A 23305-nucleotide genomic window follows, 5' to 3' on the forward strand; every position below is an offset into this window, starting at 1 on the left:
GGTCGTCCGCCGAGGGGCGGAGCGGAGTGCTCCCGCGACGCTGCGGAGGGCTCGGCGGGTGCCGTCCGGCCGACGCTAGGCGGCGGGACAGCACCTCCGCCCGGTCCGTCCCGCGTCCCGGAACCCTCGGTCACGGAACGATCACGGCGGCCCTCCCGCCTAGGTGATTCCCGGCTGCTACCGCACTCTGTGATCACGGCCCACCCGGCCGTACGGCAGGTCGGCACCTCGATCCCGGCCGCCGGCCCCTCCTCTGACTGGAGCCGCCATGGACTTCACCCTCGACACGGGGGCGACCGCCTGGATCCTCACCAGCGCGGCGCTCGTGCTGCTGATGACCCCCGGCCTGTCCCTCTTCTACGGAGGCATGGTGCGCGCCCGCACCGTGCTGAACATGATGCTGATGTCCTTCAGCGCCATCGCCGTGGTCGCGATCGCCTGGACCGTCGCCGGATACTCGATCGCCTTCGGCACCGACGTCGGCGGCCTGTTCGGGAGTCCGCTGGAGTTCCTGGGCCTGGCCGGCACCGACGACCAGTCCATCCTCGCCGAGAGCGGCGTGCCCTTCCTCGTCGCCGCAGGCTTCCAGATGACCTTCGCGATCATCTCCACCGCCCTGATCTCCGGCGCGATCGCCGACCGCGTCAAGCTCGGCACCTGGCTGGTCTTCGCCGCGCTGTGGGTGCTGATCGTGTACGCACCCCTGGCCCACATGGTCTGGGGCGGCGGCCTGCTCAGCGGCGACGGCCCCTTCGCCGCGATCGCCGAGCCGGTCGACTTCGCCGGCGGCACCGTGGTCCACATCAACGCCGGCGTCGCCGGTCTCGTGCTCGCCCTGGTGGTCGGAGCGCGCAAGGGCTTCGGCAAGGAGCCGATGAAGCCCCACAACCTGCCGCTGGTCATGCTCGGCGCCGCGCTGCTGTGGTTCGGCTGGTTCGGCTTCAACGGCGGCTCCGCCGGCACGGCCGACGGGACCGCGGGCCTGGCCTGGGTCAACACCACGGTGGCCACGGCGGGTGCCATGCTCGGCTGGGCACTCGTGGAGCGGCTCCGCGACAAGCACGTCACCTCGCTCGGCATGGCCTCGGGCGTCGTCGCCGGCCTGGTCGCGATCACCCCGGCCGCCGCCGCGCTCACGCCGCTCACCTCGATCGTGCTCGGACTCGCGGCAGGTCTCGCCTGCGCCCTCGCCGTCGGCCTGAAGTACCGCTTCGGCATCGACGACTCCCTGGACGTGGTCGGCGTGCACCTGGTCGGCGGCCTCGTCGGCACCATCGGGATCGGCTTCCTCGCCGTGGACGGCGGTCTCCTCCTCGGCGGCGGCGCGAGCCTGCTGCTGGTCCAGACCCTCGTCGCGATCGTGGCCATGCTGATCTCCGCGGTGCTGACCCTCGCCATCGCCCTGGTGCTCAAGTACACGATGGGATGGAGGATCCCCGAGGCCGACGAACGGGCCGGGATCGACATCACCCATCACGCCGAGGCCGGATACGATCTGGTCGGCGCCCTGGCCTCCCGCCGGGACCGCCCCTCGGCCCCCGCCTTCTCGCCCCGGGACCCCGGTCCCGAGCCCCGCAACCCGGCCCCCGTCGACGGGCCCGGCCCGGTCCGCGAGGCCGCCGGACCCGGCGCGGACGCCGCCGAGGAGACCACCCGTCCCGCCGTCGCAGGAGAGCCCCGATGAAGCTGATCACCGCCATCATCCAGCCGCACGCCCTGCAGGATGTCACCGACTCCCTGCGCGAGTACGGGGTGACGGGCCTGACCCTCACCGAGGTCGCCGGCTACGGCCGCCAGGGCGGCCACACCGAGGTCTACCGCGGCGCCGAGTACACCATCGACACCATCCCCAAGATCAAGGTCGAGGTGCTCGCGCTGGAGAGCGACGAGTCCGCGATCATCGACCTGATCCTCGCCGCCTCCCGCAGCGGGAGGATCGGCGACGGGAAGATCTGGACCACCGACGTCGGCACCGCGGTGCGCGTGCGCACCGGGGAACGGGGGGCGGATGCCCTCTGAGGAGCTCTCCTCCCGCCGGATCACCCAGGTGCTCCACGAGGGCTTCGCGGACCCCTCCGCCGGTCCCTCCCGCAGGCTCGCCCAGTCCGACCTCGTCGACGACTGGCTGCGCACCCTGTGGGAGCGGGCCGGCGAGGCCGTGCCCGGGGACGGCGGCGCGGCGCTCGCCGCGATCGGCTCGCTCGGCCGGCGCTCCCTCGGCCCCGCCAGCGACCTCGACCTCGTGCTGCTCGTGGACCCCGCCCGGGTGGGCCCCGAGCAGGCCGCCGCGCTCGCCGGGGCGCTGTGGTACCCGATCTGGGACTCGGGCACCTCGCTGGACCATTCGGTGCGCAGCCCCGAGGAGTGCGAGGAGGTCGCCGGCACCGACCTCCGCACGGCCATCGCGCTGCTGGACCTGCGGTGCGTCGCCGGGGACGAGCAGCTCGCCCTCGACACCGCCGCCCGGGTCCGTGCCCGGTGGCGGCGAGAGGCGCGCCGGCGGGTCGGGGAGGTCGTGGACCTCGCCGCGGACCGCGATCGACGCTACGGCTCCCTCGCCCACTCCACCGAGCCGAACCTCAAGTCCGACCGCGGCGGGCTGCGCGACATCACCGTGATCCGCGCGCTCGCCGAGAGCTGGCTGGCCGATCACGACCACGAAGTCGTCGACGCCGCCTCCCGCACCCTCCGCGACGCGCGCGACGCGCTCCAGGCCGTCACCGGCACCTCGGGCACGCGCCTGGGCCGCGCCGACCAGGACGCGGTCGCGGCGCTGACCGGCCACGCCACCGCCGACGACCACCACGCCGTCCTCGCCGAGGCCGCCCGGGCCGTGACCTGGGAGCTGCACCGCGCGGTGCGTGCCGCGGAGGCCGCGATCGCCCCCGGCGGGAGCGCCACCCGCGGCGTCGGCACGGCGCGTCGTCCCGCCCTCGAACGCCTCGGGCACGGCGTGATCGTGCAGGCCGGAGAGGTGTCCGTCGACCCCTCCTCCCGCGATCTGCTGCGGGACGTAGCCGCGGTGCGCCGCGCCGCGACCACGGGGCTCCCGCTCGCCGAGGCGACCCTCGCCCGCATGGCGCAGGAGCCCGTGGCGCCGCTGCTGCCCGCCCAGCGCGACGTGCTGGTGGACGCGCTCGCCGGCGAGCACCTCGCCGACGCCTACGAGGCCCTCGACGTCAAGGGAGTCTTCTCCCGCTGGGTGCCCGGCTGGGCCGAGATCCGCAACCGGCCCCAGCGCTCGGCCGTGCACCGCTTCACCGTGGACCGCCACCAGATCGAGACCGTGCTCGAGACGCAGCGCTTCCTGCCCCGCGTCAGCCGACCCGACCTGCTGCTGGTCACGGCGCTGCTGCACGACCTCGGCAAGCGGCCCGGGATGCGCGACCACGCCGCGGAGGGCGCGCCGCTCGCCGAGACCGCGGCCCGGCACCTCGGCTTCGACCGGGCTGATGCCCGCACGATCGCGATCCTCGTGCGCGAGCACCTGACCCTGGTGGGCCTCGCCACCGGCCGCGACCTCGCCGACCCCTCGACCCTGCGCGAGCTGCTGCGCGCGGTGGACGAGGACCCCGACACCCTCGAGCTGCTGCGGGCGCTGACCGAGGCCGACGCGATCGCCGCCGGTCCGTCGGCCTGGTCCACCTGGCGCGCCGACCTCGTCGACCACCTCACCGACCTCGGACGCGACGCCCTGCGCGGCACCGCGACCGCGCCCCGCACGCGCCTCGCCCCGCAGCGCTCCGCCCAGGACGCCGTGCTCGCCGCGGTGCGCCGCAGCGACAGCGCCCAGGTCATCTACCCCGCCCCGCTGGACGACGAGCCGATCTCCCAGCTGTGCCTCGGCGCGCTCGACGGCCCCGGCGTGTTCGCGGCGATGGCGCGGGTGCTGGTGCGACTGCGGCTGGACGTGCACAGCGCCGTGGTCAGCACCCAGGACGGGATCGCCGTGAACACCTGGTGGGTCACCGGCACCCAGGCCGACCTCCCGCACCCCTCCGTGGTGCGCACGGCACTGGACCGCGAGCTCGCGCACCGGGAGCGGGCCGACGCGAGGGTGCTCGAGCTGCCGCCGGCTCCGCCGCTGCGCACCACCGAGGACACCCCCGTGGTGACCGTCCTGCCCGGAGCCTCCTGCGAGGCGACCGTCGTGCAGGTCAACGCCCGCAACCGCCCGAGCCTGCTGGCCGACGTCGCCGAGACGATCACCGTCCACGGGCTGGAGGTGCGCAGCGCCCACGTCATGACCCTGGGACGGCGCGCGGTCGACGTGCTCTACCTGACCGACCAGCACGGTCGCGCCCTGGATCCGCCGACCGTCGGCCGGATCGTCGCCGCGCTGATGGACGCCGCCTCGACCTGAGCCGGCCGGCTCGGCGTCGCCGTGCCGGCTGGGCCGCGGCGCAGGCTCCGCTGCGGCGCAGGCTCCGTCGCGGCGCGGGGTCGGCGCCCTTCGCCGGGCCGGGCTCCCTCCGTCCGTCCGTCCCTCGGCGGAGCGTTCTCAGCTCCCTGCGAGCTCGGCGCGCAGCAGCGCCGTCCCCGCGGCGAGCGCCCGCATCTTGCCCTGCGCGACGTCGCGGGACAGCGGCGCCATGCCGCAGTTCGTGCTCGGGCAGAGCCTGTCCGCGTCCACGAAGGCGAGGGCGCGGCGGAGCGTGTCGGCGACCTCCTCGGGGGTCTCGACCCGCGGATCAGCGACGTCGATCGCGCCGAGCATCACCTTCTTGCCGCGCAGCAGCTCGACGAGCTCCATCGGGACGTGCGAGCCGCGGCTCTCGAGAGAGACCGTGTCGATCGCCGAGTCGCGCAGCAGCGGGAAGGTCTCCTCGTACTGGCGCCACTCCGTGCCCAGGCTCGCCTTCCAGTCGGTGTTGGCCTTGATGCCGTAGCCGTAGCAGATGTGCACGACGGTCTCGGCGCGCAGCCCCTCGGCCGCCCGCTCGAGGACCTCCACGCCCCAATCCCGCACGTCGTCGAAGAAGACGTTGAAGGCGGGCTCGTCGAACTGGATGATGTCCACGCCCGCCGCCTCCAGCTCCCGCGCCTCCTGGTTGAGGAGGGCAGCGAACTCGCGGGCGAGCTCCTCGCGGCTGCCGTAGTGCGCGTCGTACAGCGTGTCGATCATGGTCATCGGGCCGGGGAGCGCCCACTTGAGGGGCTTGTCCGTCCGTGTGCGGAGGGAGACCGCGTCGTCGACGAAGACCGGCCGCTCACGACGCACCGGACCGACGACCGTCGGGACGCTCGCGTCGTAGCGATCGCGGATGCGCACCGTCTCGCGACGTGCGAAGTCCACGCCGCTGAGGTGCTCGATGAAGGTGGTGACGAAGTGCTGGCGGGTCTGCTCCCCGTCGCTGATCACGTCGAGGCCGGCGAGGGTCTGCTCGGCCGCGGCGAGGTGCAGCGCATCGAGCCTTCCCTCGTCCAGCTCCGCGCCCTCGAGGCGCCAGGGGGACCAGAGCGTCTCGGGCTCGGAGAGCCACGAGGGCTTGGGGAGGCTGCCGACGATCGAGGTGGGGAGGAGGGTGCTCATCGGGCGACCTCCTCGGCCAGCCACTGCTCGAGGTGCTCCTGGTGCGGCGCGATCAGCCGCTCCTGGATGAACCTGCCCTGGGTCACGCCGAGACGGCTGCGCTCCTCGCGGTCGTACACGATCCCCGTGTCCGCGTGGTCGGTGCTGCCCAGGCTCGGCCGGTACACCTCCCCGGCGCTCTCGCGGGCGTTGTAGATCTCGGGGCGATAGATCCGCTGGAACGTCTCCATCGTGGCGATCGTGCCGATGAGCGCCAGGTCGGAGTGATCGGCGAGCAGATCGCCCTCGAAGTAGAACGCCAGCGGGGCGACGGCGCCGCGGGGCTTGAAGCACCGCACCTGCAGCCCCATCCGCGCGAAGTAGAGATCGGTGAGGGAGGAGCCGTCGGCCTCGTACTCGTCGCCCAGCACCGGATGCGGCGCGCCGATGCGGCGATAGGTCCGGCTGGTGGAGACGCTGATGCAGACCACGGGCGGTCCGGCGAAGCGCTCGCGATAGGCGTCCGAGGAGAGGAAGCGGCGGAAGAGCCTGCCGTGCAGCACGCCGAAGTCCTCCGGCACGCCGCCGCCGGATCCCCCGTCGCCCGCGGCCTGCTGATGGGCGGGCAGGCGCACGCTGAAGTCGTGGTCCCGCACGTAGGAGGAGAAGTTGTTCCCGGTGATCCCCGGCAGGCGCTCGCCGGTCGCGCGGTCCCGGATCCGCACGTCGAGCATCTCGATCAGCGGGAGACCCTCACCGCCGTCGGCGGGTTCCGCCCCTGCGCCCAGGTGCAGGTCCGCCGAGACGATGTCGAGCTCCACGGCGTAGCGGTCCCCGCCGCCCGCGAGCTCGTTCGCGCGCTCGTCGATCATGCGCAGGGCGCGGCGGAGGTTCTCGCGGCGATGCTCCCCGCGGGCGAGGTTGGCGAAGTTCGTGGTGATCCGCGAGCCGCTCGAGGGGACGTAGTCCTCGTCGAAGCGGGTCGTGCGGATGCTGAAGGAGAAGTCGGTCGTCATCATGCCCCCGGTCGTCGTGGTGGGGGCGAGCCTACGCAGGACCACCCGCCATAGTGTCATCATGACACTTGGGGGCTCTTCATAGGTGCTGCCTATAATGGTGGATCGGACCCGGCGTCGGGGCGGTCGCCATACCGGGGACGGCCCGGTCGAAGGGGCTCCGGCGGCGGAGCGGCCGCTACGGCAGCGGCTCGACCCCGAAGTTCGAGACCACCTCGCGCATCTCGGCGACGAACCGCTCCGCCTGACCGGTCAGCGGCGCGGAGGCATGCCCGATCCAGCCGATCTCGATGCGCTCGTCCACCTCGAGCGGCACGGCAACGATGGACGGGTCCAGGTCGTCGGAGACGATCCCGGTGGAGATCGTGTAGCCGTCCAGCCCGATCATCAGGTTGAAGATCGTGGCCCGATCGCTGACCCGGATGTCCTGCGCGGCCGAGCGCGTGGAGAGGATCTCCTCGGCGAAGTAGAAGGAGTTGTCGGTCCCCTGGTCGAAGGTGAGCCGGGGCAGGCCCTCGAGGTCCTCGAGGGTGACCCGTCGGCGCGAGGCCAGCGGGTTCGTGCGGGCGACGAAGATGTGCGGGCTCGCCAGGAACAGCGGCGTGAAGACGAGCTCGGAGTCGCGCAGCAGCTTGTCGATGACCTTGCGGTTGAAGTCGCTGCGGTAGAGGACGCCGAGCTCGCTGCGCAGCGTCCGCACGTCCTCGATGATGTCCGCGGTGCGGGTCTCGCGCAGCGTGAACGCGTACTCCGCCGCCTCCGAGGCCTTCACCATCCGCACGAACGCCTCGACCACGAAGGAGTAGTGCTGCGCGGAGACCGCCAGCAGGCGGCGGGCCGGCGGGCGTCCCAGATAGCGGTGCTCGAGCAGCTCGGCCTGCTCGACCACCTGACGGGCGTAGCCGAGGAACTCGATGCCGTCCTCGGTGAGGGCCGCGCCGCGCACGGAGCGGCGCAGCAGGACGCGTCCCACCCGGCGCTCGAGGTCCTTCATCGCCGCGGACATCGTCGGCTGGGAGACCTGGAGCAGGTCCGCCGCCGCGGTGATCGAGCCCTCCGCGGCGACCTCGACGAAGTAGCGCAGCTGCTGCAGTGTGATCCCGTGCGCCGTCCCGACGCCCCCGCGTGCCATCGGTGCAGGTTAGCTCACCGTGCGCCGGGGAGGGCTCGGGAGTGCGCGGCCCAGCCTCTACACTGGTGCGGTCCGACCGACCAAGGGGAAGCGCTTCGTGTTCAACAACCTCTCCGACCGCATCACAGAGTCGCTCAAGGGCCTGCGTGGCCACGGCCGCCTCAGCGAGGCGGACGTCGACAAGACGATCCGCGAGATCCGTCGAGCCCTGCTCGACGCCGACGTCGCGGTGTCCGTGGTGCGCACCTTCACCGCCGCGGTGCGCGAGCGCGCCCTCGGCGAGGAGGTCTCCAAGGCGCTGAACCCCGCCCAGCAGGTCGTCAAGATCGTCAACGACGAGCTGGTGCAGGTCCTCGGCGGCGAGGCCCGCGACCTGAACTGGTCGAAGAACCCGCCCACGGTCATCATGCTCGCCGGCCTCCAGGGCGCCGGCAAGACGACCCTCGCCGGCAAGCTCGCGCAGTGGATGAAGTCCGAGGGCCACACGCCGCTGCTGATCGCCGCGGACCTCCAGCGCCCCAACGCCGTGAACCAGCTGCAGATCGTCGGCGAGCGCGCGGGCGTGCCCGTCTTCGCCCCCGAGCCGGGCAACGGCGTGGGCGATCCGGTCCTGGTCGCGATGAACGGCGTCTCCACCGCGCAGTTCCAGCAGCACGACGTGGTCATCGTCGACACGGCCGGCCGCCTCGGCATCGACGAGGAGATGATGCAGCAGGCGCGGGACATCCGCGACGCCGTGGGCCCCCACGAGACCCTCTTCGTCGTCGACGCGATGATCGGCCAGGACGCCGCCCGGGTCGCCGAGGCGTTCCGCGACGGCGTCGGCTTCACCGGCGTGGTCCTCTCCAAGCTCGACGGCGACGCGCGCGGCGGCGCGGCGCTGTCCATCACCGGTGTCACCGAGCGCCCGATCCTCTTCGCCTCCACCGGCGAGAGCCTCGACGACTTCGAGCGCTTCCACCCGGACCGCATGGCCGGCCGCATCCTCGACATGGGCGACGTGATGACCCTGATCGAGCAGGCGGAGAAGGCCTTCGACCAGAAGGAGGCCGAGAAGACCGCGGCGAAGCTCGCCTCGGGCGAGGACTTCACCCTCGACGACTTCCTGAACCAGATGCAGCAGCTCAAGAACATGGGCAGCATCAAGAAGATGCTCGGCATGCTGCCGAACATGGGGCAGTACCGTGAGGCGCTGGACAACTTCGACGAGTCCGAGATCGGGAGGATCGAGGCGATCATCCGCTCGATGACCCCCGAGGAGCGCAACGACCCCAAGATCATCAACGGCTCGCGCCGCAACCGCATCGCCCGGGGCTCCGGCACCACGGTCCAGCAGATCAACCAGCTGCTCGAGCGGTTCAAGCAGGCCCAGCAGATGATGCGCACCATGGGCCGCGGCATGTCCGGCGGCGGCGGAGGCATGCCGGGGATGCCCGGCGGTCCCGGCATGGGCATGGGCAAGAAATCCCGCGGCCGGCAGGCCCCGCAGCGCCCCCAGGGCAAGAAGTCGAAGTCGAAGAATCCGGCCAAGGCCGCGCGCGAGCAGGCCGAGGCCGCCAAGCGCGCCGCGGAGGGCGGCGGTCAGGGCGGCTCCGCCTTCGGCGCGGGGGCCGCGAAGGGCGGCCAGGACGTCGGCCAGCCGGACCTGTCCGACTTCGACCCCAGTCAGCTCCCGCCGGAGATGCAGAAGCTCCTCGGCGGCAAGTGACCCCGCGCCGCTGAGCGCCCGCCCGGCGCCGCCTCACGTCGCGCCGCGCTGCACCCGCCTCACGCCGCGCACGTAGCCGACCCGCACCCGTTTCGCGCCGCGCCACGTGCCGCGCGCCGCGCCAGCCCCGCGCGCGTCGCCGCCCCGTTGGAGTTCTTCGACGTCCGGTACCGGTCCCGCCAGGTTGTTCGACGTCCGGTACCACTTCTCTGGTACTTCCCGTCGATCAGCGAGCCAGGGCAGGCGTTCCGGTGTCGTGCTGCGTGACGGGGTGTGCAGCTGGCCGACTTGATCGACGCCAGGTACCACTTTCCTGGTACTTCGCGTCGATCTGCTAGTCGGGACAGCCGCTTGTGGGCCGTGTGGGTGGGTTGCTCTGCTCCGCATGGGGTTGTTCGACGTCCGGTACCGGTCCCGCCAGGTTGTTCGACGTCCGGTACCACTTATCTGGTACCTCGTGTCGATCAACTGTGCGGAGAGCGCTGACAGCCGAGCGGAAATCGGCGCTGCCGGCTCACGCCCCGGACACTGTCCGCGGGTTCTCCGACGACCGAGCACGCGGTGGGCCGACCGACCGTTCCTCCCCACGGCGCCGTCGTCCCCAGACCCGGAGCCGATCTGGGGCGGTCATCCGGTGACGACTACGGTCCGGGGCATGGGACTGAGACCGGAGGATCTCGAGCGAGGTGAGGTGTACCGACGCGAGTGGCTTCTCGAGCGCGGGATGCACCGGCGTCATCTCTCGTCGCCCGCGATGACCAGGGTGCTCCCCACCTGCTACACGCGCACCGACTACCCGGCCGACCTGCGTCGGGTAGCCCTCGAGGCGCAGGACCTGCTCGACTGCCCGTCGGTCGTCGCGGGGGCGACTGCGGCCGAGCTGTTCGGGGTCCGGCTGCCGCGGCGAGCGAGGCGCGAGGGCGGAGCGCGCGTGCACCTCGACATCAGCGGAGGCAGCTCTCCCCGGCGCACCGAGAAGCTCGTCGTCCACCGCTGCGCCCCGCCTCCGACCATCCGTCTCCATGGGGTGACCATGGTCGAACCGCTGATGGCGCTCCAGGAGATCGCCGGAGGCCTCACGCTCGACGAGCTCGTCATCGCCATCGACTCCCTGGTCGCGGACCGCTTCGGCACCGCGTGGCGCATCCCGCTAGCGAAGGTGAGAGAACAGGCCGGTGCAGCGCGCGGCCGCGGGGCGAAACAGCTGCGGGAGGCGGCCGCGCTGGCTCGGGAGCGTGTGTGGTCGCCGCGGGAGACGCAGATGCACCTGCTGCTGAGGCGGTACGGGCGACCCGTCACCGTGATGAACCACGAGGTCGTCGACCCCGCGACCGGCATCGTCTACTACATCGACCTCGCCTACCCGGAACGACGCATCGCGATCGAGTACGACGGGGCCGAGCACCTGACGGCGCCCGACCGAGTGAGGCACGACCACCGCAAGAGCGCCGTCCTGACCGCCGAAGGATGGACGGTCATCAGGGTGTACTCGGATGACCTCCACGAGCCGACCGACTTCTTCGCCCGGCTCGAACACGCCTGGGTCTCCGAGACGACGACGAGCCCGCCCGACTCGTACGGTCCGGGCAGCACCTTCGCTGCCCCGGCCGCGGCCGGATCGATAGGCTCGGCGGCATGAGCACCACCGATGTCGCCGAGACCACCGCACCGTTCCTCCGCCTGCGCGGACCGATCCTGCTCGGTGCCGAGGAGGAGCTCGACGGCGCCTGGGTCGTCGGCGGCCGGATCCACCACGAGAAGCCCGAGCTGCCCGCCGGCGCGGAGGTCCGCGAGATCGACGGCTTCGTGCTCCCCGGCCTCGCCGACCTGCACTGCCACCTCGGCATCGCCGACGGGGGAGGGGGCACCACCCTGGCCGAGGCGCGCGAGCAGGCCCTCGTCGACCGCGACTCCGGGGTGCTGCTGATCCGCGACGCCGGCTCGATCATCGACAACTCCCCGCTGCAGCGGCAGGACGACCTGCCGCGGCTGATCCGCTGCGGCCGCCATCTCGCCCGCACCCGCCGCTACCTGATCGGCTACGCCGACGAGCTCGAGCCCGAGGACCTGCCCGCCGCCGTCACCCGCGAGGCCGGCCGCGGCGACGGCTGGGTCAAGCTCGTCGGCGACTGGATCGACCGCGGCGTCGGCGATCTGACCCCGTGCTGGGAGGCGCAGGACTTCGTCGCCGCGGCCGACGCCGCCCACGCCGCGGGCGCCAGGATCACCACCCACACCTTCGACGAGGAGACCCTTCCGCTCGTCCTCGACGCGGGCTTCGACTGCCTCGAGCACGCCACGGGCCTGACCGACGAGACGATCCGCCGAGTCGCCGAGACGGGCATCCCGGTGGTGACCACGCTGGTGAACGTCGACGAGTTCGAGACCTACGCCTCCCAGGGTGAGAAGAAGTTCCCCGCCTATGCCGAGCACATGCGCCGCCTGCGCGCCGGCCGCTACGACCGTACCCGCGACGCCCACGACGCCGGGGTGCAGCTGCTGGTCGGCACCGATTCCGGGGGAGTGCTCGGCCACGGCATCATCCACGACGAGCTCGACGAGCTCGACGCCGCCGGGCTCTCCGCGACCGAGATCCTCGAGGCCGCGGCCTGGGCGCCGCGCCGCTTCCTCGGCGCCCCCGGGCTCGAGGACGGCGCCCCGGCGGACCTGCTCGTCGTCCCCGCCGACCCGCGCGAGGACCATCGGATCCTGCGCGAACGCAGCCACGTGGTGCTCGGCGGTCGCCAGGTCGCGTGAGCTGATCGTCCGAGCGGCACCGGCCGCGGAACCCGAACCCGGCAGAGCGGACGACCTCGCGCCGCGCGCGGCTCCGCCTCCGCTCCCGTCCCCGGCCTCGCCGCGCACGGCCCGTCCGACGTCCCGCAGGACCCCGCCGGCGCCGGCACCGCCGTCGAGGACGCCGAGGGCGCCCCGCCGCGCTGGAAGGTCGTCGGCCTGGGCCTTCTCGACGCCGCGACCGGCATCGGCGCCGGCCTGGGCCTTCTCGTCGCCGCGACCGGCATCGGCGCCGGCGACCTCGTCGCGACCCTGGTCGCCGGCTCCCGCTACGGCTACGCGCTCCTGTGGGCCGCGGTCGCCGGCGTGATCATCAAGATCGTGCTGGTCGAGGGTGCGGGGCGCTGGACCCTCGCCACCGGCCACTCGATCTTCGAGGGCTGGCGCCGCGTGGGCCGATGGACCTCCTGGTACTTCGGTCCGTACATCATGGTCTGGGGCTTCGTGTACGGCGCGACGGCGATGAGCGCCTCCGCCCTCCCGCTCGCGGCGCTCGTCCCGTAGCTGCCCGTGCTCGGGGACGTCGGCTGGATCGCGGACATGCCGTTCATCGTCTACGCGGTCCTCTCGGGCCTGATCGGCGCGGGGCTCGTCTGGGTGGGGCGCTACCACGCGCTCGAGAAGATCGTCGCGGTGCTCGTCGGCCTGATGTTCCTGACCGTCGTGGGCGCCGCCGTGGTCACCCTCCCGAACCTCGGCGAGGTGCTCGGCGGGCTCGTGCCCCGCATCCCCGAGGGAGGGCTCGTCTACACGCTGTCCATCGCCGGAGGCGTCGGCGGCACGATCACGCTGGCCGCCTACGGCTACTGGCTGAAGGAGAAGGGCTGGTCCACGCCGCGCTGGATGCGGGTGATGCGGATCGACAACGCGATGGCGTACGTCATCTCCGGCATCTTCGTCATCGCCATGCTGGTCGTCGGCGCGGAGCTGCTGTACTCCTCCTCGTCCCGACCGCAGGATCGGCGGGAAGTACTACCGCTTCTACGTGCTGTGGCTGACCTTTCCGCCGATGCTGCTGCTCCTGCTCGGCCGGCCGGTGCAGGTGATCATCGCCTACGGTGTCCTCGGCGCGTTCTTCATGCCCTTCCTCGCGATCACGCTGCTGGTGCTGATGAACTCCCGGCACATGCCGGAGAAGTGGCGCAACGGGCCGATCCTGAACATCGCCCTCGGCGTGCTGACGCTGCTGTTCGTGGTGCTCGGCGCGAACCAGCTGATCGAGGCGTTCTCCGGCTGAGGCCGACGGACCCGTCTGCCCGGCGCGCCGAGGTCGGCCCTGCCCCTCGGGCCGTTGTGCCCCGCCGCACAGGATGCGGGGTGGAACGGGGGAGGGGATCCCTGGCATAATCATGCGCTGTATGCGTCCGGGCCGGCCCTCTACCCGCCCGGGAGCGACACCCCGAGAACCGTCAGCGCCCGCATCACCCCACAGGCTGCGGCGGGACTCACCCGAACATCCCTGAAGGAGAGTCCACCCACGTGGCTGTCAAGATCCGTCTGAAGCGCATGGGCAAGATCCGTGCACCGTTCTACCGCGTCGTGGTCGCCGATTCGCGCAAGAAGCGCGACGGCGCCGTGATCGAGGAGATCGGCAAGTACCACCCCACCGAGAACCCCTCGGTCATCGAGATCGACTCCGAGCGCGCCCAGTACTGGCTGGGCGTCGGCGCGCAGCCGTCCGAGCAGGTCGCCGCGCTGCTGAAGGTCACCGGCGACTGGGCGAAGTTCAAGGGCGAGGGCGATGCCGCCGGCTCCCTGAAGACCGCCGAGGCCAAGCAGACCGCCGAAGAGCGGATCGCGGAGGCCGACAAGGCCGCCACCGAGTCCCGTGAGGGCGCGAAGAAGGCCAAGGCTGACGAGCAGGCCGAGGCCGCGGACGTCGCCCCCGGCTCCGAGGAGGCTCCGGCCGAGGGCGAGACCACCGAGGACGCCGAGGCCGCGGCGACCGACGAGGCCTGAGATGAGCGCCCGCGCCGAAGCGCTCGATCATCTGGTCCGCGGCATCGTCGACGACCCCGACGCCGTGCGCGTCACGGAGAAGTCCACCCGTCGCGGCCCGCTGCTCGAGGTCCGGGTCGGCGCCGCCGACCTGGGACGCGTCATCGGCCGGTCCGGCCGCACCGCCCGTGCCCTGCGCACGGTCACCGCGGCCCTCTCCGAGGACGACGTGCGCGTCGACATCGTCGACGTCGACCGTCGCTGAGGTGCCCCGCAGGATCCTGAGGAGCGGCGCTGCCGAGCGGACCGAGAGGTCCCGGCAGCGCCGCTCCTCGCCGTCCGGGGGTCGTCGCCGCGCTCACCGCGCCGCCCTCCCCGGCGCCGCGCTCGCCGTCCTCGCCCTCACGCTCGGCGGCTGCACGGACGAGGGGGCCGGTGAGGAGCCGGAGGCGCCGTCGGCCGCACCCGAGGAGGCGAGCGCCGATCCCGCCCTCGCCGCGGCCTGCACCGAGTTCTGGGGAGACCCCGACTATGCGGGCCCGCTCTCCCGCGAGGTCCTGGACCGTGCCGGGAGCGCACCGGAGGTCGGCCCCTCCGATCCCGGTTTCTACGGCATGACCGGCGACGACGTCGAGGACCTCTTCGCCGACGCGCCCGAGGGCGCACGGGCGGCCGCCACGGTGCTGGCCGACTGGTTCCGCACCCAGCCCGAGCGCGGCGCCGAGTCCGACCGTGAGGCCTTCGCCGACGCGTTCGAAGGCGTCGCCGCCGGCTGCCAGGACGTCTCCGTCGCGGCGCTCTGGGCCGCCGGGGGAGGGGAGGTCGGCGCCAAGCCCGCCGCCCTCGTCTGCGCCGACGTCTTCGACACCCCCGGCACACTCACCCACTTCGCGAACTCGAACGTCCTGACCTCGAACATGTTCAAGCTCGTCGGCCTCTCCCCGCGCGAGATCCCCTCCGGGCGCACCGACGACCTCCGCGCGACCGCCGAGCTGCTGGACGCGCAGATCGCCGCCGTGGACGACGACGCCGTGCGCACCGCCCTCGAGCAGGTCCGCGCCCCCTTCGTCGACGCCCTGGACGGCGACACCTGGTCCGACGGGCTCCAGGACCCCCTCGACCAGCTCGCGACCGCCTGCGCCGAGCAGGGCTACCACGCCCCGACGCCCGCCGAGGAGGGAGGCGATGCCGTCGTCGGCGCCCCCGCCCCGGAGGACGCGCCCGCCCCGGCAGATGCCTCCCACCCGGCCGACGGCTCTCCCGCCCACCTCGCAGCCCTTCCCGCCCCCTCGAACGGAGCCACCGCATGAGCACCCTCGACGTGATCGTCGCGACGATCGGCCGCGCCCACGGCCTGCGCGGCGAGGTCGCCCTCGTCCTGCGCACGGACCAGCCCGAGGAGCGGCTGAGCCGCGGCACCGCATTCCAGGTCGAGGTCGCCGGCCGTTCCCGCACCCTCACCGTGGCCCGCACCCGACTCCAGCAGGAGCGCTGGTACGCGAGCTTCGAGGAGGTCGCGGACCGCACCGACGCCGAGTCCCTGCGCGGGGTGGACCTCCAGATCGCGGTCGACGCCGAGGAGGAGGCCTCCGAGGATCCCGATGCCTGGTATCCCGCGCAGCTCAAGGGCCTCGCCGTCCGCCACGTCGACGGGCGCGAGCTCGGCGTCGTCGCGGGCGTGGACCACTACCCGGCGCAGGACCTCCTCGTCGTGCGCACCCCCGACCGGCGACGCGTGCAGCTTCCGCTGGTCGAGCAGCTCGTGCCCGAGGTCGACCTCGAGGCCGGCGTCGTCATCGCCGATCCGCCCGGCGGGCTGTTCGACGCGCTGCCCGAGGACGAGCAGGGCCCCGAGCCGGAGACCTCCGGCCCCGCCCGGACGGAGCGCTGAGCCCGCCGTGCGCATCGACGTCCTCACCATCTTCCCCGAGTACCTCGCCCCGCTCGACCTCTCCCTGATCGGCAAGGCGCGCCGCGACGGGCTCGTGGACCTGCACGTCCACGACCTGCGCAGCTGGACCCACGACCGCCACCGCACCGTGGACGACACCCCGCTCGGCGGCGGTGCCGGCATGGTGATGAAGCCCGAGCCGTGGGCGGAGGCCTTCGCCGCCGTGCGCGCCGAGGGGCAGGCGGCGCTCGGCGCCGACACCGAGCCGGTGATCATCTTCCCCAACCCCGCCGGCACCCCCTTCGCCCAGGACACCGCCCAGGAATGGTCCGAGTGCGAATGGCTGGTCCTCGCCTGCGGCCGCTACGAGGGGATCGACGAGCGGGTCTACGAGCACCTCGCCGACATCGGCTGCGAGGTCCACCTCGCCTCCCTCGGCGACTACGTGCTCAACGGCGGCGAGGTCGCGGTCCTCGCGATCACCGAGGCCGTGGTGCGGCTCGTCCCGGGCGTGGTCGGCAACGCCGAGTCCCTCGTCGAGGAGTCCCACTCCGACGGGCTGCTGGAGTACCCGCTCTACACCCGCCCCGCCCGCTGGGAGGACCCGGCCGGGGTGGTGCGGGAGGCGCCCGCGATCCTGCTCTCCGGCGACCACGGGAGGATCGCCGCCTGGCGGCGCGAGCAGTCGCTCGAGCGCACCCGGCAGCGCCGCCCCGATCTGCTCGACGAGGCCTGAGGGCGTCGTCCGACGCGCCGGGGACGCCCCGCCCGCGACCCGGACGTGAGCGATCCGACAGCCCTCCACGGTGATCACCGGCACGAACGCCCCGGTGCGGGCTTGCCGCCCCTTCCCGTGCGCTGGCAGAATGACCCCTCGTGCGCACCGCGCGCCTCTCTGCCTCAGGGGAGGGCGCATCACGCGGTCGGGCAGGTCCGTGGCGATGGGAGTCGCCGCCAGAGGCCCAGCACACCGGCACGGGGAGCCAGCTCCCCGCCGGATCGACGGTTCATGACGGGTCGCCCGCGAGGCGGCGCGACGAACGAGGCCGACGACCTGAGGCGGAGGCCAGGAGAGAGACATGCAGAAGCTCGACGAGCTCGACAAGGCGTCCCTGCGCGAGGACGTCCCCGCCTTCCGCGCCGGCGACAACGTCAAGGTGCACGTGAAGGTCATCGAGGGCAACCGCTCCCGAATCCAGGTCTTCCAGGGCTACGTCATCGGCCGCCAGGGCCACGGCGTCGGTGAGACCTTCCGCGTCCGCAAGATCTCCTTCGGCGTCGGCGTGGAGCGCGTGTTCCCCGTGCACGCCCCGACGGTCGACAAGATCGAGGTCGTCACCCGCGGTGACGTCCGCCGCGCGAAGCTGTACTACCTGCGCAACCTCACGGGCAAGAAGGCCCGCATCAAGGAGAAGCGCGACCACTCCTGATCCGCTCCCGGATCCCAGGATCACCCGCGTGAGCGCGGCGAGACGGCGACGGCCCCACCCGGTGGCGGCCGTCGCCGTCTGCATCGTGCTGGCGCTGCTCGCGGTGCTCGCCGTGCGGCACTTCGTGGTCCAGCCCTTCCGCGTTCCGTCGGCCTCAATGGCTCCGACCCTCGAGGCCGGGGACGTGCTGTTGGCCGACCGCACGAGCGCCGGCGAGGCCGAGCGCGGGGACGTGGTCGTCTTCGACGGGAGGGGATACTTCGCCCCCTCGGCGGAGGACGGCGACCGCTACTGGGTCAAGCGGGTGATCGCCGTCGGCGGCGACTCGATCGCCTGCTGCGGCGACGACGGCGCGCTGCTGCTGAACGGCGAGGAGCTGGAGGAGCCCTACCTGCCGGGCGGCATGGCGCCCAGCACCACCGAGTTCGACCTCGTCGTCCCCGAGGGGCGCATGTTCGTGCTCGGCGACAACCGTTCCGACTCCACCGACTCCCGGCACCTGCTCGGCGCCCCCGGCGGCGGGATGATCCCCGTGGATCGGGTGGTCGGCAGGGTCGAGCGGATCGTGTGGCCACCGCCTCGCGGCGGCTCCCTCTGACTCCCAGCCCCCAGCGGCTATCCTTGCCGCGATGAATGCGTCCGACGAGAACCGCCGAGCCGGCTCCCCGACCGGGGACGCCGCTCCCGCCGAGGACGCCGCGGCCGCGACGACCGCGTCCGAGGGCAGCGCCCCGCAGGGGGACGAGCGCCCTGCGGCGCAGGACCGCCCCGAGGGCGAGGGCCGCACCCACCGCCGCAGGCAGCGGATGCCGCTGTGGCTGGACACGCTCGTGACCATGGTGGTCGCGCTGGTCATCGCGGTGCTCGTGAAGACCTTCCTGATCCAGCCGTTCTACATCCCCTCCGCCTCGATGAACCCCACGCTGCTGGAGGACGACAAGATCATCGTCTCCAAGCTCAGCCCCGGGGTGTTCGACCTCGAGCGCGGCGACGTCATCGTCTTCGAGGACCCGGCGGACTGGATCCCCGGCGACGCGACCGAGAACCCCACCCCCCGGGTGCGGGTCATGATGGCTCTCTCGCTCATCGGGCTCGCCCCCGACCCCTCCCAGGACCACCTGGTCAAGCGGCTGATCGGCCTGCCCGGCGATCACGTGGTGTGCGAGGAGGAGGGTGCCGCCCTGCAGGTCAACGGCACTGCCCTCGACGAGCCGTACATCAACCCGGAGACCCCCGCCTGCCAGGCGGCCTTCGACGTCACCGTCCCCGGCGACAAGGTCTGGGTGATGGGCGACAACCGCTACGCCTCTGCGGACTCCGCCTGGCACGAGGTGCAGGGCGACGGCGGCTTCGTCGACGAGTCGGACATCACCGGCCGCGCCGAGGTCGTGTTCTGGCCCGCGAGCCGCTGGACCGGCCTCGGGGACGGGTCGGACGCGTTCGCCGACGTGCCCGACCAGCCGTGACCGCCCCCGTGCCGACCCTCGACCTCGAACGCGAGCTCGCCCGCCGCGCGGGCCCCGGGCGCCGGGTCGTGGTGGGGCTGGACGAGGTGGGCCGCGGCGCCCTCGCCGGCCCCGTCGCCGTCGGCGCGGTCGCCCTCGAGATCACCGACGGCGAGGTCGCACCCCTGCCCGACGGGGTGAGGGACTCCAAGAAGCTCACCGCCCGCCGCCGCGAGGCGCTCGTCGACCCGATCCGCGAGTCGGCGCTGGCCGGCGCCGTCGGCTGGGCGGAGGCGTCCGAGATCGACGAGATCGGGATCATGGCCGCCCTGACCCGCGCCGCGCTGCGCGCGCTCGAGGGGCTCGGCGTCGAGGCCGACGCGCTCCTGCTCGACGGGGACGCGGACGTGCTCACCCCGGCGCTGACGGCCGCGCAGCGCCCCGCGCCGCTGGTCCAGCTGCGGGTCGCCGCCGACCGGGACTGCGCGAGCGTGTCCGCGGCGAGCGTCCTCGCGAAGGTCGCGCGGGACGCGCGGATGGTCGAGCTGGACGCTGAGGCCCCCGAGTACCGCTGGGCCTCGAACAAGGGCTACGGCGCCGCGGTGCACCGCGCGGCGATCGACCGGATCGGCGTGCACGAGCACCATCGCCGCAGCTGGCGACTCGGCTCCGCCCCCGCCGCTGCCCGCACCGCCCGCCCCGCAGCGGCATCCGTCGCGGGCACCGTCCCGACGCCCGGCTCCGCTGGCGTACTGTGGGAGGGCCCGTGGAGCCCGCAGGACCAGGAGGAGCGCCGATGAGCAGCCAGGATCTCGAGAACTACGAGTCCGACCTCGAGCTCCAGCTCTTCCGCGAGTACCGCGACGTGGTCAGCCTGTTCACCTACGTCGTGGAGACGGAGCGCCGCTTCTACCTCGCCAACCAGGTGGACCTGCAGGTCCGCTCGGGCGGCGGCGAGGTGTTCTACGAGCTGCGCCTGGCGGACGTGTGGGTGTGGGACATCTACCGCTCCAACCGCTTCGTGCGCTCGGTGCGGGTGGTGACCTTCAAGGACGTCAACATCGAGGAGCTCAACAAGCAGGACATCTCCCTGCCCTGAGCCCGAGGCGCGGCCCTCCGGCGCCGCGCGACCTCTCCTCCACAGCGCCCCGTCGTCCCCAGGATCCCGGGGCCGCTTCCCCGTCCAGGACGCTCCGGCGAGGCTGACGGGCATGAACAGCCTCGCTCCCGTCCCCGGCACCCCGCCCGCCTCCCTCCGCGCCGACAGGCCGCGCCCGGCCCCGGCACCGCCCCGCGTGCGGGAGATGACCACCCTCGAGCTCGGTCGTGCGGGGGAGGACCTCGCCGCCGACCACCTGGTGGCCTGCGGCTGGCAGATCGTGGAGCGGAACCTGCGGCTCGAGCACGGCGAGCTGGACATCGTCGCCCTCGCGCACACGACCCTCGTCTTCGTCGAGGTCAAGACCCGCCGCTCCTTCGTCACCGGGGTGCCGCAGGCCGCCGTCACCCCCGCGAAGCTGCGCAGGCTGCGCCGCCTGGCGGGGGAGTACCTCATGGAGCGCTCGACCCCGCACCGCGACGTGCGGATCGACGTGATCGCCGTGCACGCCCACCTGGACGGAGTCTTCTCCCTCGAGCACCTCGAAGGGGTGCACTGAGATGGGCCAGGCGCGCACCCTCTCGATCAGCCTCACCGGCCTCGAGGGCACCCTGGTCGAGGTCGAGGCCGACGTCTCCCCGGGCCTGCCCGCGTTCTCGCTCGTGGGCCTGCCGGACTCCTCCACCCTCCAGGCCAAGGACAGGGTCCGCGCCGCCGCGGCCCGCAGCGGTCTCCGCCTCGCCCAGCGCCGGATCACCGTGAACATGACCCCGGCCTGGCAGCCCAAGCACGGCTCCGGCTTCGACCTCGCGATCGCGCTCGCGGTCCTCGACGCGCAGGGCGACCTGCTCACCCATGTCCCCTCGGACACCGTGCTGCTCGGCGAGCTCGGGCTCGATGGGAGGCTGCGTCCCGTCCCCGGGGTGCTGCCCGCCCTGCTCGCCGCCCGTGGTCAGGGGCTCTCCCGCGCCGTGGTCCCCGAGGTGAACCTCGCCGAGGCCCGACTCGTCGGCGGCATCGAGGTCGACGCGGCGCCCGACCTCACCACCCTCCTGCACCGCTTCGGCGCGGACGTCCCGCCGTCCCCCGCCCGCGAGCCCCTGCCCGCGGGCGCCGTGATGGAGCGGGGCGCGGGCAGCACAGTCGACTTCGCCGACGTGATCGGCCAGGAGCAGGCCCGCCGTGCCGCGGAGGTGGCCGCGGCCGGCGCCCACCATCTGCTGCTGCAGGGACCGCCCGGCGCCGGTAAGACGATGATCGCCGCGCGCCTGCCCGGCATCCTGCCCGAGCTCAGCACCGAGGACGCCCTGGACGTCTCCGCCGTCCATTCGCTCGACGGCCGCTTCGACGCCCGCGACGGGCTCCTGCGCACCCCGCCGCTGGAGAGCCCCCACCACACCGCCACCGCCGCCGCGATCGTCGGCGGGGGAGGAGGTCTCGCCCGGCCCGGCGCGATCTCCCGCGCCCACTGCGGGGTGCTCTTCCTCGACGAGGCGCCGGAGTTCTCCGCCCGCGTGCTCGAGGCGCTGCGCGAACCCCTGGAGACCGGGGACATCACCCTGCACCGGGCACGCGGGGTCACCCGCTACCCGGCCCGCTTCCAGCTGGTCCTGGCCGCGAACCCCTGCCCCTGCGGGAACGCCTGGGGCAAGGGCGAGAAGTGCACCTGCACCCCGCTGCAGCGTCGCCGGTACCTCTCCCGGCTCTCCGGCCCCGTGATGGACCGGATCGACATGCGCGTCGACGTCGGCCCGGTGGACCTCCACCGCAGCGGCACCGAGCCCGCCGAGCCCAGCGCCGCGATCGCCGCCCGCGTCGGCCGGGCCCGCACCCGCCAGGCCCGCCGCTACGAGGGGCGCGGCTGGAGCACCAACGCCCACCTGCCCGGCCCGCTGCTGCGGACCGAGTTCGCCCCCGCCCCGGCGGACCTCGCGCTGCTGCGCCACTCCCTCAGCCAGGGCCGGCTGACCCTGCGCGGCTACGACCGCGTGCTGCGCCTGGCCTGGACCCTCGCCGACCTCGACGGCGCCGACCGGCCCGACGCCCTGCACATCGGCGAGGCCCTCACCCTGCGACAGGCGGACGCCCGATGACCGAGAACCCCGAGAACCCCGACATCACGCACGAGATCGAGCGCCGGGCCCGGCTCACCTGGTCCCTGCTCGCCGAGCCGTCCGACTCCGTCGCGCTCCTGGCCCGGGAACGGCTCGGACCCCGCGCCGCGCTCGAGCTCGCGCGCGAGGCGACGCCGACCGAGCTGCTCGCCGCGCTGGACGGACAGGTGCCGGCCGAGGCCGCCGACCCCGGCGCCGGCACGCCCGACACCCGCGCCTCCCGCGCCCTCCAGCGCTGGCGCGGCCGGCTCGCCGCCGTCGACGTCGAGGCCGTGCTGGAGGACGCCGACCGGCGGAGGATCCGGGTCCTGATCCCCGGGGACGAGGAATGGCCGAGCACCCTCGACGACCTCCAGGAGACCGCCCCCCACTGCCTGTGGGTGCAGGGCCCCGGCCGGCTCGACCGCCTGGCCGGGGAGCGCGCCGCGGCGCTCGTCGGCTCCCGCGCCTCGACCCCCTACGGGGAGGACGTCGCCTCCTCCCTCGGCGCCGCCTTCGCAGGCGCCGGCGGGACCGTCGTCTCCGGCGGCGCGTACGGCATCGACGCCGCGGCGCACCGCGGGGCGCTCGCCGCCCAGGACGGCGCGACCCTCGCCGTCCTCGCCGGCGGGCTCGACCGCCTCTACCCCCGCGGGAACACGCAGCTGCTCGAGCGGATCCGCGAGCAGCACCTCCTGCTCAGCGAGGCCCCGATGGGCACCGCCCCCACACGGTGGAGGTTCCTGGCCCGCAACCGGCTGATCGCCGCCCTGTCCCGCGCGGTGGTGGTCGTCGAGGCGGCCTGGCGCTCCGGGGCCCTGTCCACGGCGCGGCTCGCCGATCAGCTCTCCCGACCGGTCGGAGCGGTGCCCGGCCCGGTCACCTCCGCCGCCAGCGCCGGCTGCCACCGCCTGATCCGCGAACGCGGCGCGGTGCTCGTGACCGAACCCGCCGAGCTGCTGGACCTGCTGCCCGGAGGGCCCGCCGCAGGGGAGGGGAGCTTCGCCCGCCAGGACGAGCTCGATCTGCTCTCACCAGCGGATCGGCGTGTGCTCGATGCCGTGCCGCCCCGCTCGGGCATCTCCCCGGGCAGCCTCGCGGACGAGATCGGCTTCGCGCCGCGCGAGGTCGGCGCAGCGCTGGCCCGGCTCGAGCTCCTGGGCCTGATCGAGCAGGGAGGGCCGCGGGTGCGGCGCACCCGCCGCACGGGCTGACGGCCGGCTCGGCGGGAGCACTGCCCCCGGC

The 23305-nt window shown here is 73.4% G+C and carries 22 protein-coding genes and 1 pseudogene; 20 read left to right on the forward strand and 3 right to left on the reverse strand.

Annotated elements, in window-relative coordinates; translation table 11 throughout:
* Positions 1 to 268: 268 nt before the first annotated feature.
* From L3K22_RS06445 to L3K22_RS06455, 3 genes are read left to right on the forward strand one after another with little or no spacing between them, the layout of a single operon-like run.
* A complete protein-coding gene (locus tag L3K22_RS06445; RefSeq protein WP_263310648.1) occupies positions 269 to 1684 on the forward strand; it encodes an ammonium transporter in 1416 nt (471 codons plus the stop codon).
* Positions 1681 to 2019: a P-II family nitrogen regulator gene (locus L3K22_RS06450; protein WP_263310649.1), complete on the forward strand. Its 339-nt coding sequence runs from the start codon at positions 1681 to 1683 to the stop codon at positions 2017 to 2019. Before L3K22_RS06445 ends, L3K22_RS06450 begins: the two co-directional genes overlap by 4 nt.
* On the forward strand, positions 2009 to 4363 hold the full coding sequence (locus L3K22_RS06455) for a [protein-PII] uridylyltransferase family protein (RefSeq protein WP_263310650.1): 2355 nt from the start codon (positions 2009 to 2011) through the stop codon (positions 4361 to 4363). The genes L3K22_RS06450 and L3K22_RS06455 overlap by 11 nt, the downstream gene beginning before the upstream one ends.
* Positions 4364 to 4501: 138 nt before the next feature.
* On the opposite strand, the gene L3K22_RS06460 is transcribed toward L3K22_RS06455, so the two are convergent.
* The 3 genes from L3K22_RS06460 to L3K22_RS06470 form a co-directional block, all read right to left on the reverse strand.
* A complete protein-coding gene (locus L3K22_RS06460; RefSeq protein ID WP_263310651.1) occupies positions 4502 to 5533 on the reverse strand; it encodes a methionine synthase in 1032 nt (343 codons plus the stop codon).
* A complete protein-coding gene (locus L3K22_RS06465) occupies positions 5530 to 6528 on the reverse strand; it encodes a putative oxygenase MesX (protein WP_263310680.1) in 999 nt (332 codons plus the stop codon). Before L3K22_RS06465 ends, L3K22_RS06460 begins: the two co-directional genes overlap by 4 nt.
* Before the next feature lie 178 nt (positions 6529 to 6706).
* Positions 6707 to 7660: a LysR family transcriptional regulator gene (locus tag L3K22_RS06470; protein WP_263310652.1), complete on the reverse strand. Its 954-nt coding sequence runs from the start codon at positions 7658 to 7660 to the stop codon at positions 6707 to 6709.
* A gap of 97 nt (positions 7661 to 7757) precedes the next feature.
* Between L3K22_RS06470 and ffh the strand changes: the two genes are divergently transcribed.
* The 17 genes and pseudogenes from ffh (at position 7758) to dprA (ending at position 23274) form a co-directional block, all read left to right on the forward strand.
* Entirely contained in the window at positions 7758 to 9368 is a 1611-nt protein-coding gene (ffh, locus tag L3K22_RS06475; protein WP_263310653.1) for a signal recognition particle protein, read from the forward strand.
* Positions 9369 to 10023: 655 nt separating this feature from the next.
* Positions 10024 to 11007: an endonuclease domain-containing protein gene (locus L3K22_RS06480; protein ID WP_263310654.1), complete on the forward strand. Its 984-nt coding sequence runs from the start codon at positions 10024 to 10026 to the stop codon at positions 11005 to 11007.
* A complete protein-coding gene (locus tag L3K22_RS06485; protein WP_263310655.1) occupies positions 11004 to 12125 on the forward strand; it encodes an amidohydrolase family protein in 1122 nt (373 codons plus the stop codon). The genes L3K22_RS06480 and L3K22_RS06485 overlap by 4 nt, the downstream gene beginning before the upstream one ends.
* 291 nt (positions 12126 to 12416) lie before the next feature.
* A pseudogene (locus L3K22_RS06490) lies at positions 12417 to 13401 on the forward strand (Nramp family divalent metal transporter).
* A gap of 242 nt (positions 13402 to 13643) precedes the next feature.
* Positions 13644 to 14123: a 30S ribosomal protein S16 gene (gene rpsP / locus L3K22_RS06495; protein WP_263310656.1), complete on the forward strand. Its 480-nt coding sequence runs from the start codon at positions 13644 to 13646 to the stop codon at positions 14121 to 14123.
* Position 14124: 1 nt separating this feature from the next.
* Positions 14125 to 14367, forward strand: a complete 243-nt coding sequence (locus tag L3K22_RS06500) for an RNA-binding protein (protein WP_010551342.1) — start codon at positions 14125 to 14127, stop codon at positions 14365 to 14367.
* Between the two features lies 1 nt (position 14368).
* Positions 14369 to 15412, forward strand: a complete 1044-nt coding sequence (locus L3K22_RS06505; protein WP_263310657.1) for a hypothetical protein — start codon at positions 14369 to 14371, stop codon at positions 15410 to 15412.
* Positions 15409 to 15993 carry a ribosome maturation factor RimM gene (gene rimM / locus L3K22_RS06510; protein ID WP_263310658.1) on the forward strand — a complete coding sequence of 195 codons (585 nt, stop codon included), beginning with the start codon at positions 15409 to 15411 and terminating at the stop codon, positions 15991 to 15993. The genes L3K22_RS06505 and rimM overlap by 4 nt, the downstream gene beginning before the upstream one ends.
* 7 nt (positions 15994 to 16000) lie before the next feature.
* Complete coding sequence (trmD, locus tag L3K22_RS06515; protein WP_263310659.1) at positions 16001 to 16729, forward strand: tRNA (guanosine(37)-N1)-methyltransferase TrmD; 729 nt, start codon at positions 16001 to 16003, stop codon at positions 16727 to 16729.
* Positions 16730 to 17072: 343 nt separating this feature from the next.
* Positions 17073 to 17423, forward strand: a complete 351-nt coding sequence (gene rplS / locus L3K22_RS06520) for a 50S ribosomal protein L19 (protein WP_010551346.1) — start codon at positions 17073 to 17075, stop codon at positions 17421 to 17423.
* A 28-nt stretch (positions 17424 to 17451) separates the two neighbouring features.
* On the forward strand, positions 17452 to 18021 hold the full coding sequence (lepB, locus tag L3K22_RS06525) for a signal peptidase I (protein WP_263310660.1): 570 nt from the start codon (positions 17452 to 17454) through the stop codon (positions 18019 to 18021).
* Positions 18022 to 18052: 31 nt separating this feature from the next.
* Positions 18053 to 18889, forward strand: a complete 837-nt coding sequence (gene lepB / locus L3K22_RS06530; RefSeq protein WP_263310661.1) for a signal peptidase I — start codon at positions 18053 to 18055, stop codon at positions 18887 to 18889.
* Complete coding sequence (gene rnhB / locus L3K22_RS06535; protein ID WP_263310662.1) at positions 18886 to 19668, forward strand: ribonuclease HII; 783 nt, start codon at positions 18886 to 18888, stop codon at positions 19666 to 19668. The genes lepB (L3K22_RS06530) and rnhB overlap by 4 nt, the downstream gene beginning before the upstream one ends.
* Positions 19665 to 19967, forward strand: a complete 303-nt coding sequence (locus L3K22_RS06540) for a DUF2469 domain-containing protein (protein WP_010551350.1) — start codon at positions 19665 to 19667, stop codon at positions 19965 to 19967. The genes rnhB and L3K22_RS06540 overlap by 4 nt, the downstream gene beginning before the upstream one ends.
* 112 nt (positions 19968 to 20079) lie before the next feature.
* Complete coding sequence (locus tag L3K22_RS06545) at positions 20080 to 20526, forward strand: YraN family protein (protein WP_263310663.1); 447 nt, start codon at positions 20080 to 20082, stop codon at positions 20524 to 20526.
* A 1-nt stretch (position 20527) separates the two neighbouring features.
* Positions 20528 to 22060 carry a YifB family Mg chelatase-like AAA ATPase gene (locus tag L3K22_RS06550; protein ID WP_263310664.1) on the forward strand — a complete coding sequence of 511 codons (1533 nt, stop codon included), beginning with the start codon at positions 20528 to 20530 and terminating at the stop codon, positions 22058 to 22060.
* The gene (gene dprA, locus L3K22_RS06555; RefSeq protein ID WP_263310665.1) at positions 22057 to 23274 is read left to right on the forward strand and encodes a DNA-processing protein DprA; all 1218 of its coding nucleotides are present in this window, start codon (positions 22057 to 22059) and stop codon (positions 23272 to 23274) included. Before L3K22_RS06550 ends, dprA begins: the two co-directional genes overlap by 4 nt.
* The last annotated feature ends 31 nt before the right edge of the window (positions 23275 to 23305 follow it).

Source organism: Brachybacterium atlanticum, from assembly GCF_025669985.1.
GTDB classification, from domain to species: Bacteria; Actinomycetota; Actinomycetes; order Actinomycetales; family Dermabacteraceae; genus Brachybacterium; species Brachybacterium conglomeratum.

Coding starts and splice junctions, on each gene's coding strand:
- L3K22_RS06445 (WP_263310648.1), top strand. CDS start 269: ATGGACTTCACCCTCGACACGGGGGCGACCGCCTGGATCCTCACCAGC.
- L3K22_RS06450 (WP_263310649.1), top strand. CDS start 1,681: ATGAAGCTGATCACCGCCATCATCCAGCCGCACGCCCTGCAGGATGTC.
- L3K22_RS06455 (WP_263310650.1), top strand. CDS start 2,009: ATGCCCTCTGAGGAGCTCTCCTCCCGCCGGATCACCCAGGTGCTCCAC.
- L3K22_RS06460 (WP_263310651.1), bottom strand. CDS start 5,533: ATGAGCACCCTCCTCCCCACCTCGATCGTCGGCAGCCTCCCCAAGCCC.
- L3K22_RS06465 (WP_263310680.1), bottom strand. CDS start 6,528: ATGACGACCGACTTCTCCTTCAGCATCCGCACGACCCGCTTCGACGAG.
- L3K22_RS06470 (WP_263310652.1), bottom strand. CDS start 7,660: ATGGCACGCGGGGGCGTCGGGACGGCGCACGGGATCACACTGCAGCAG.
- L3K22_RS06480 (WP_263310654.1), top strand. CDS start 10,024: ATGGGACTGAGACCGGAGGATCTCGAGCGAGGTGAGGTGTACCGACGC.
- L3K22_RS06485 (WP_263310655.1), top strand. CDS start 11,004: ATGAGCACCACCGATGTCGCCGAGACCACCGCACCGTTCCTCCGCCTG.
- L3K22_RS06500 (WP_010551342.1), top strand. CDS start 14,125: ATGAGCGCCCGCGCCGAAGCGCTCGATCATCTGGTCCGCGGCATCGTC.
- rimM (WP_263310658.1), top strand. CDS start 15,409: ATGAGCACCCTCGACGTGATCGTCGCGACGATCGGCCGCGCCCACGGC.
- rplS (WP_010551346.1), top strand. CDS start 17,073: ATGCAGAAGCTCGACGAGCTCGACAAGGCGTCCCTGCGCGAGGACGTC.
- lepB (WP_263310661.1), top strand. CDS start 18,053: ATGAATGCGTCCGACGAGAACCGCCGAGCCGGCTCCCCGACCGGGGAC.
- L3K22_RS06540 (WP_010551350.1), top strand. CDS start 19,665: ATGAGCAGCCAGGATCTCGAGAACTACGAGTCCGACCTCGAGCTCCAG.
- L3K22_RS06545 (WP_263310663.1), top strand. CDS start 20,080: ATGAACAGCCTCGCTCCCGTCCCCGGCACCCCGCCCGCCTCCCTCCGC.
- L3K22_RS06550 (WP_263310664.1), top strand. CDS start 20,528: ATGGGCCAGGCGCGCACCCTCTCGATCAGCCTCACCGGCCTCGAGGGC.
- dprA (WP_263310665.1), top strand. CDS start 22,057: ATGACCGAGAACCCCGAGAACCCCGACATCACGCACGAGATCGAGCGC.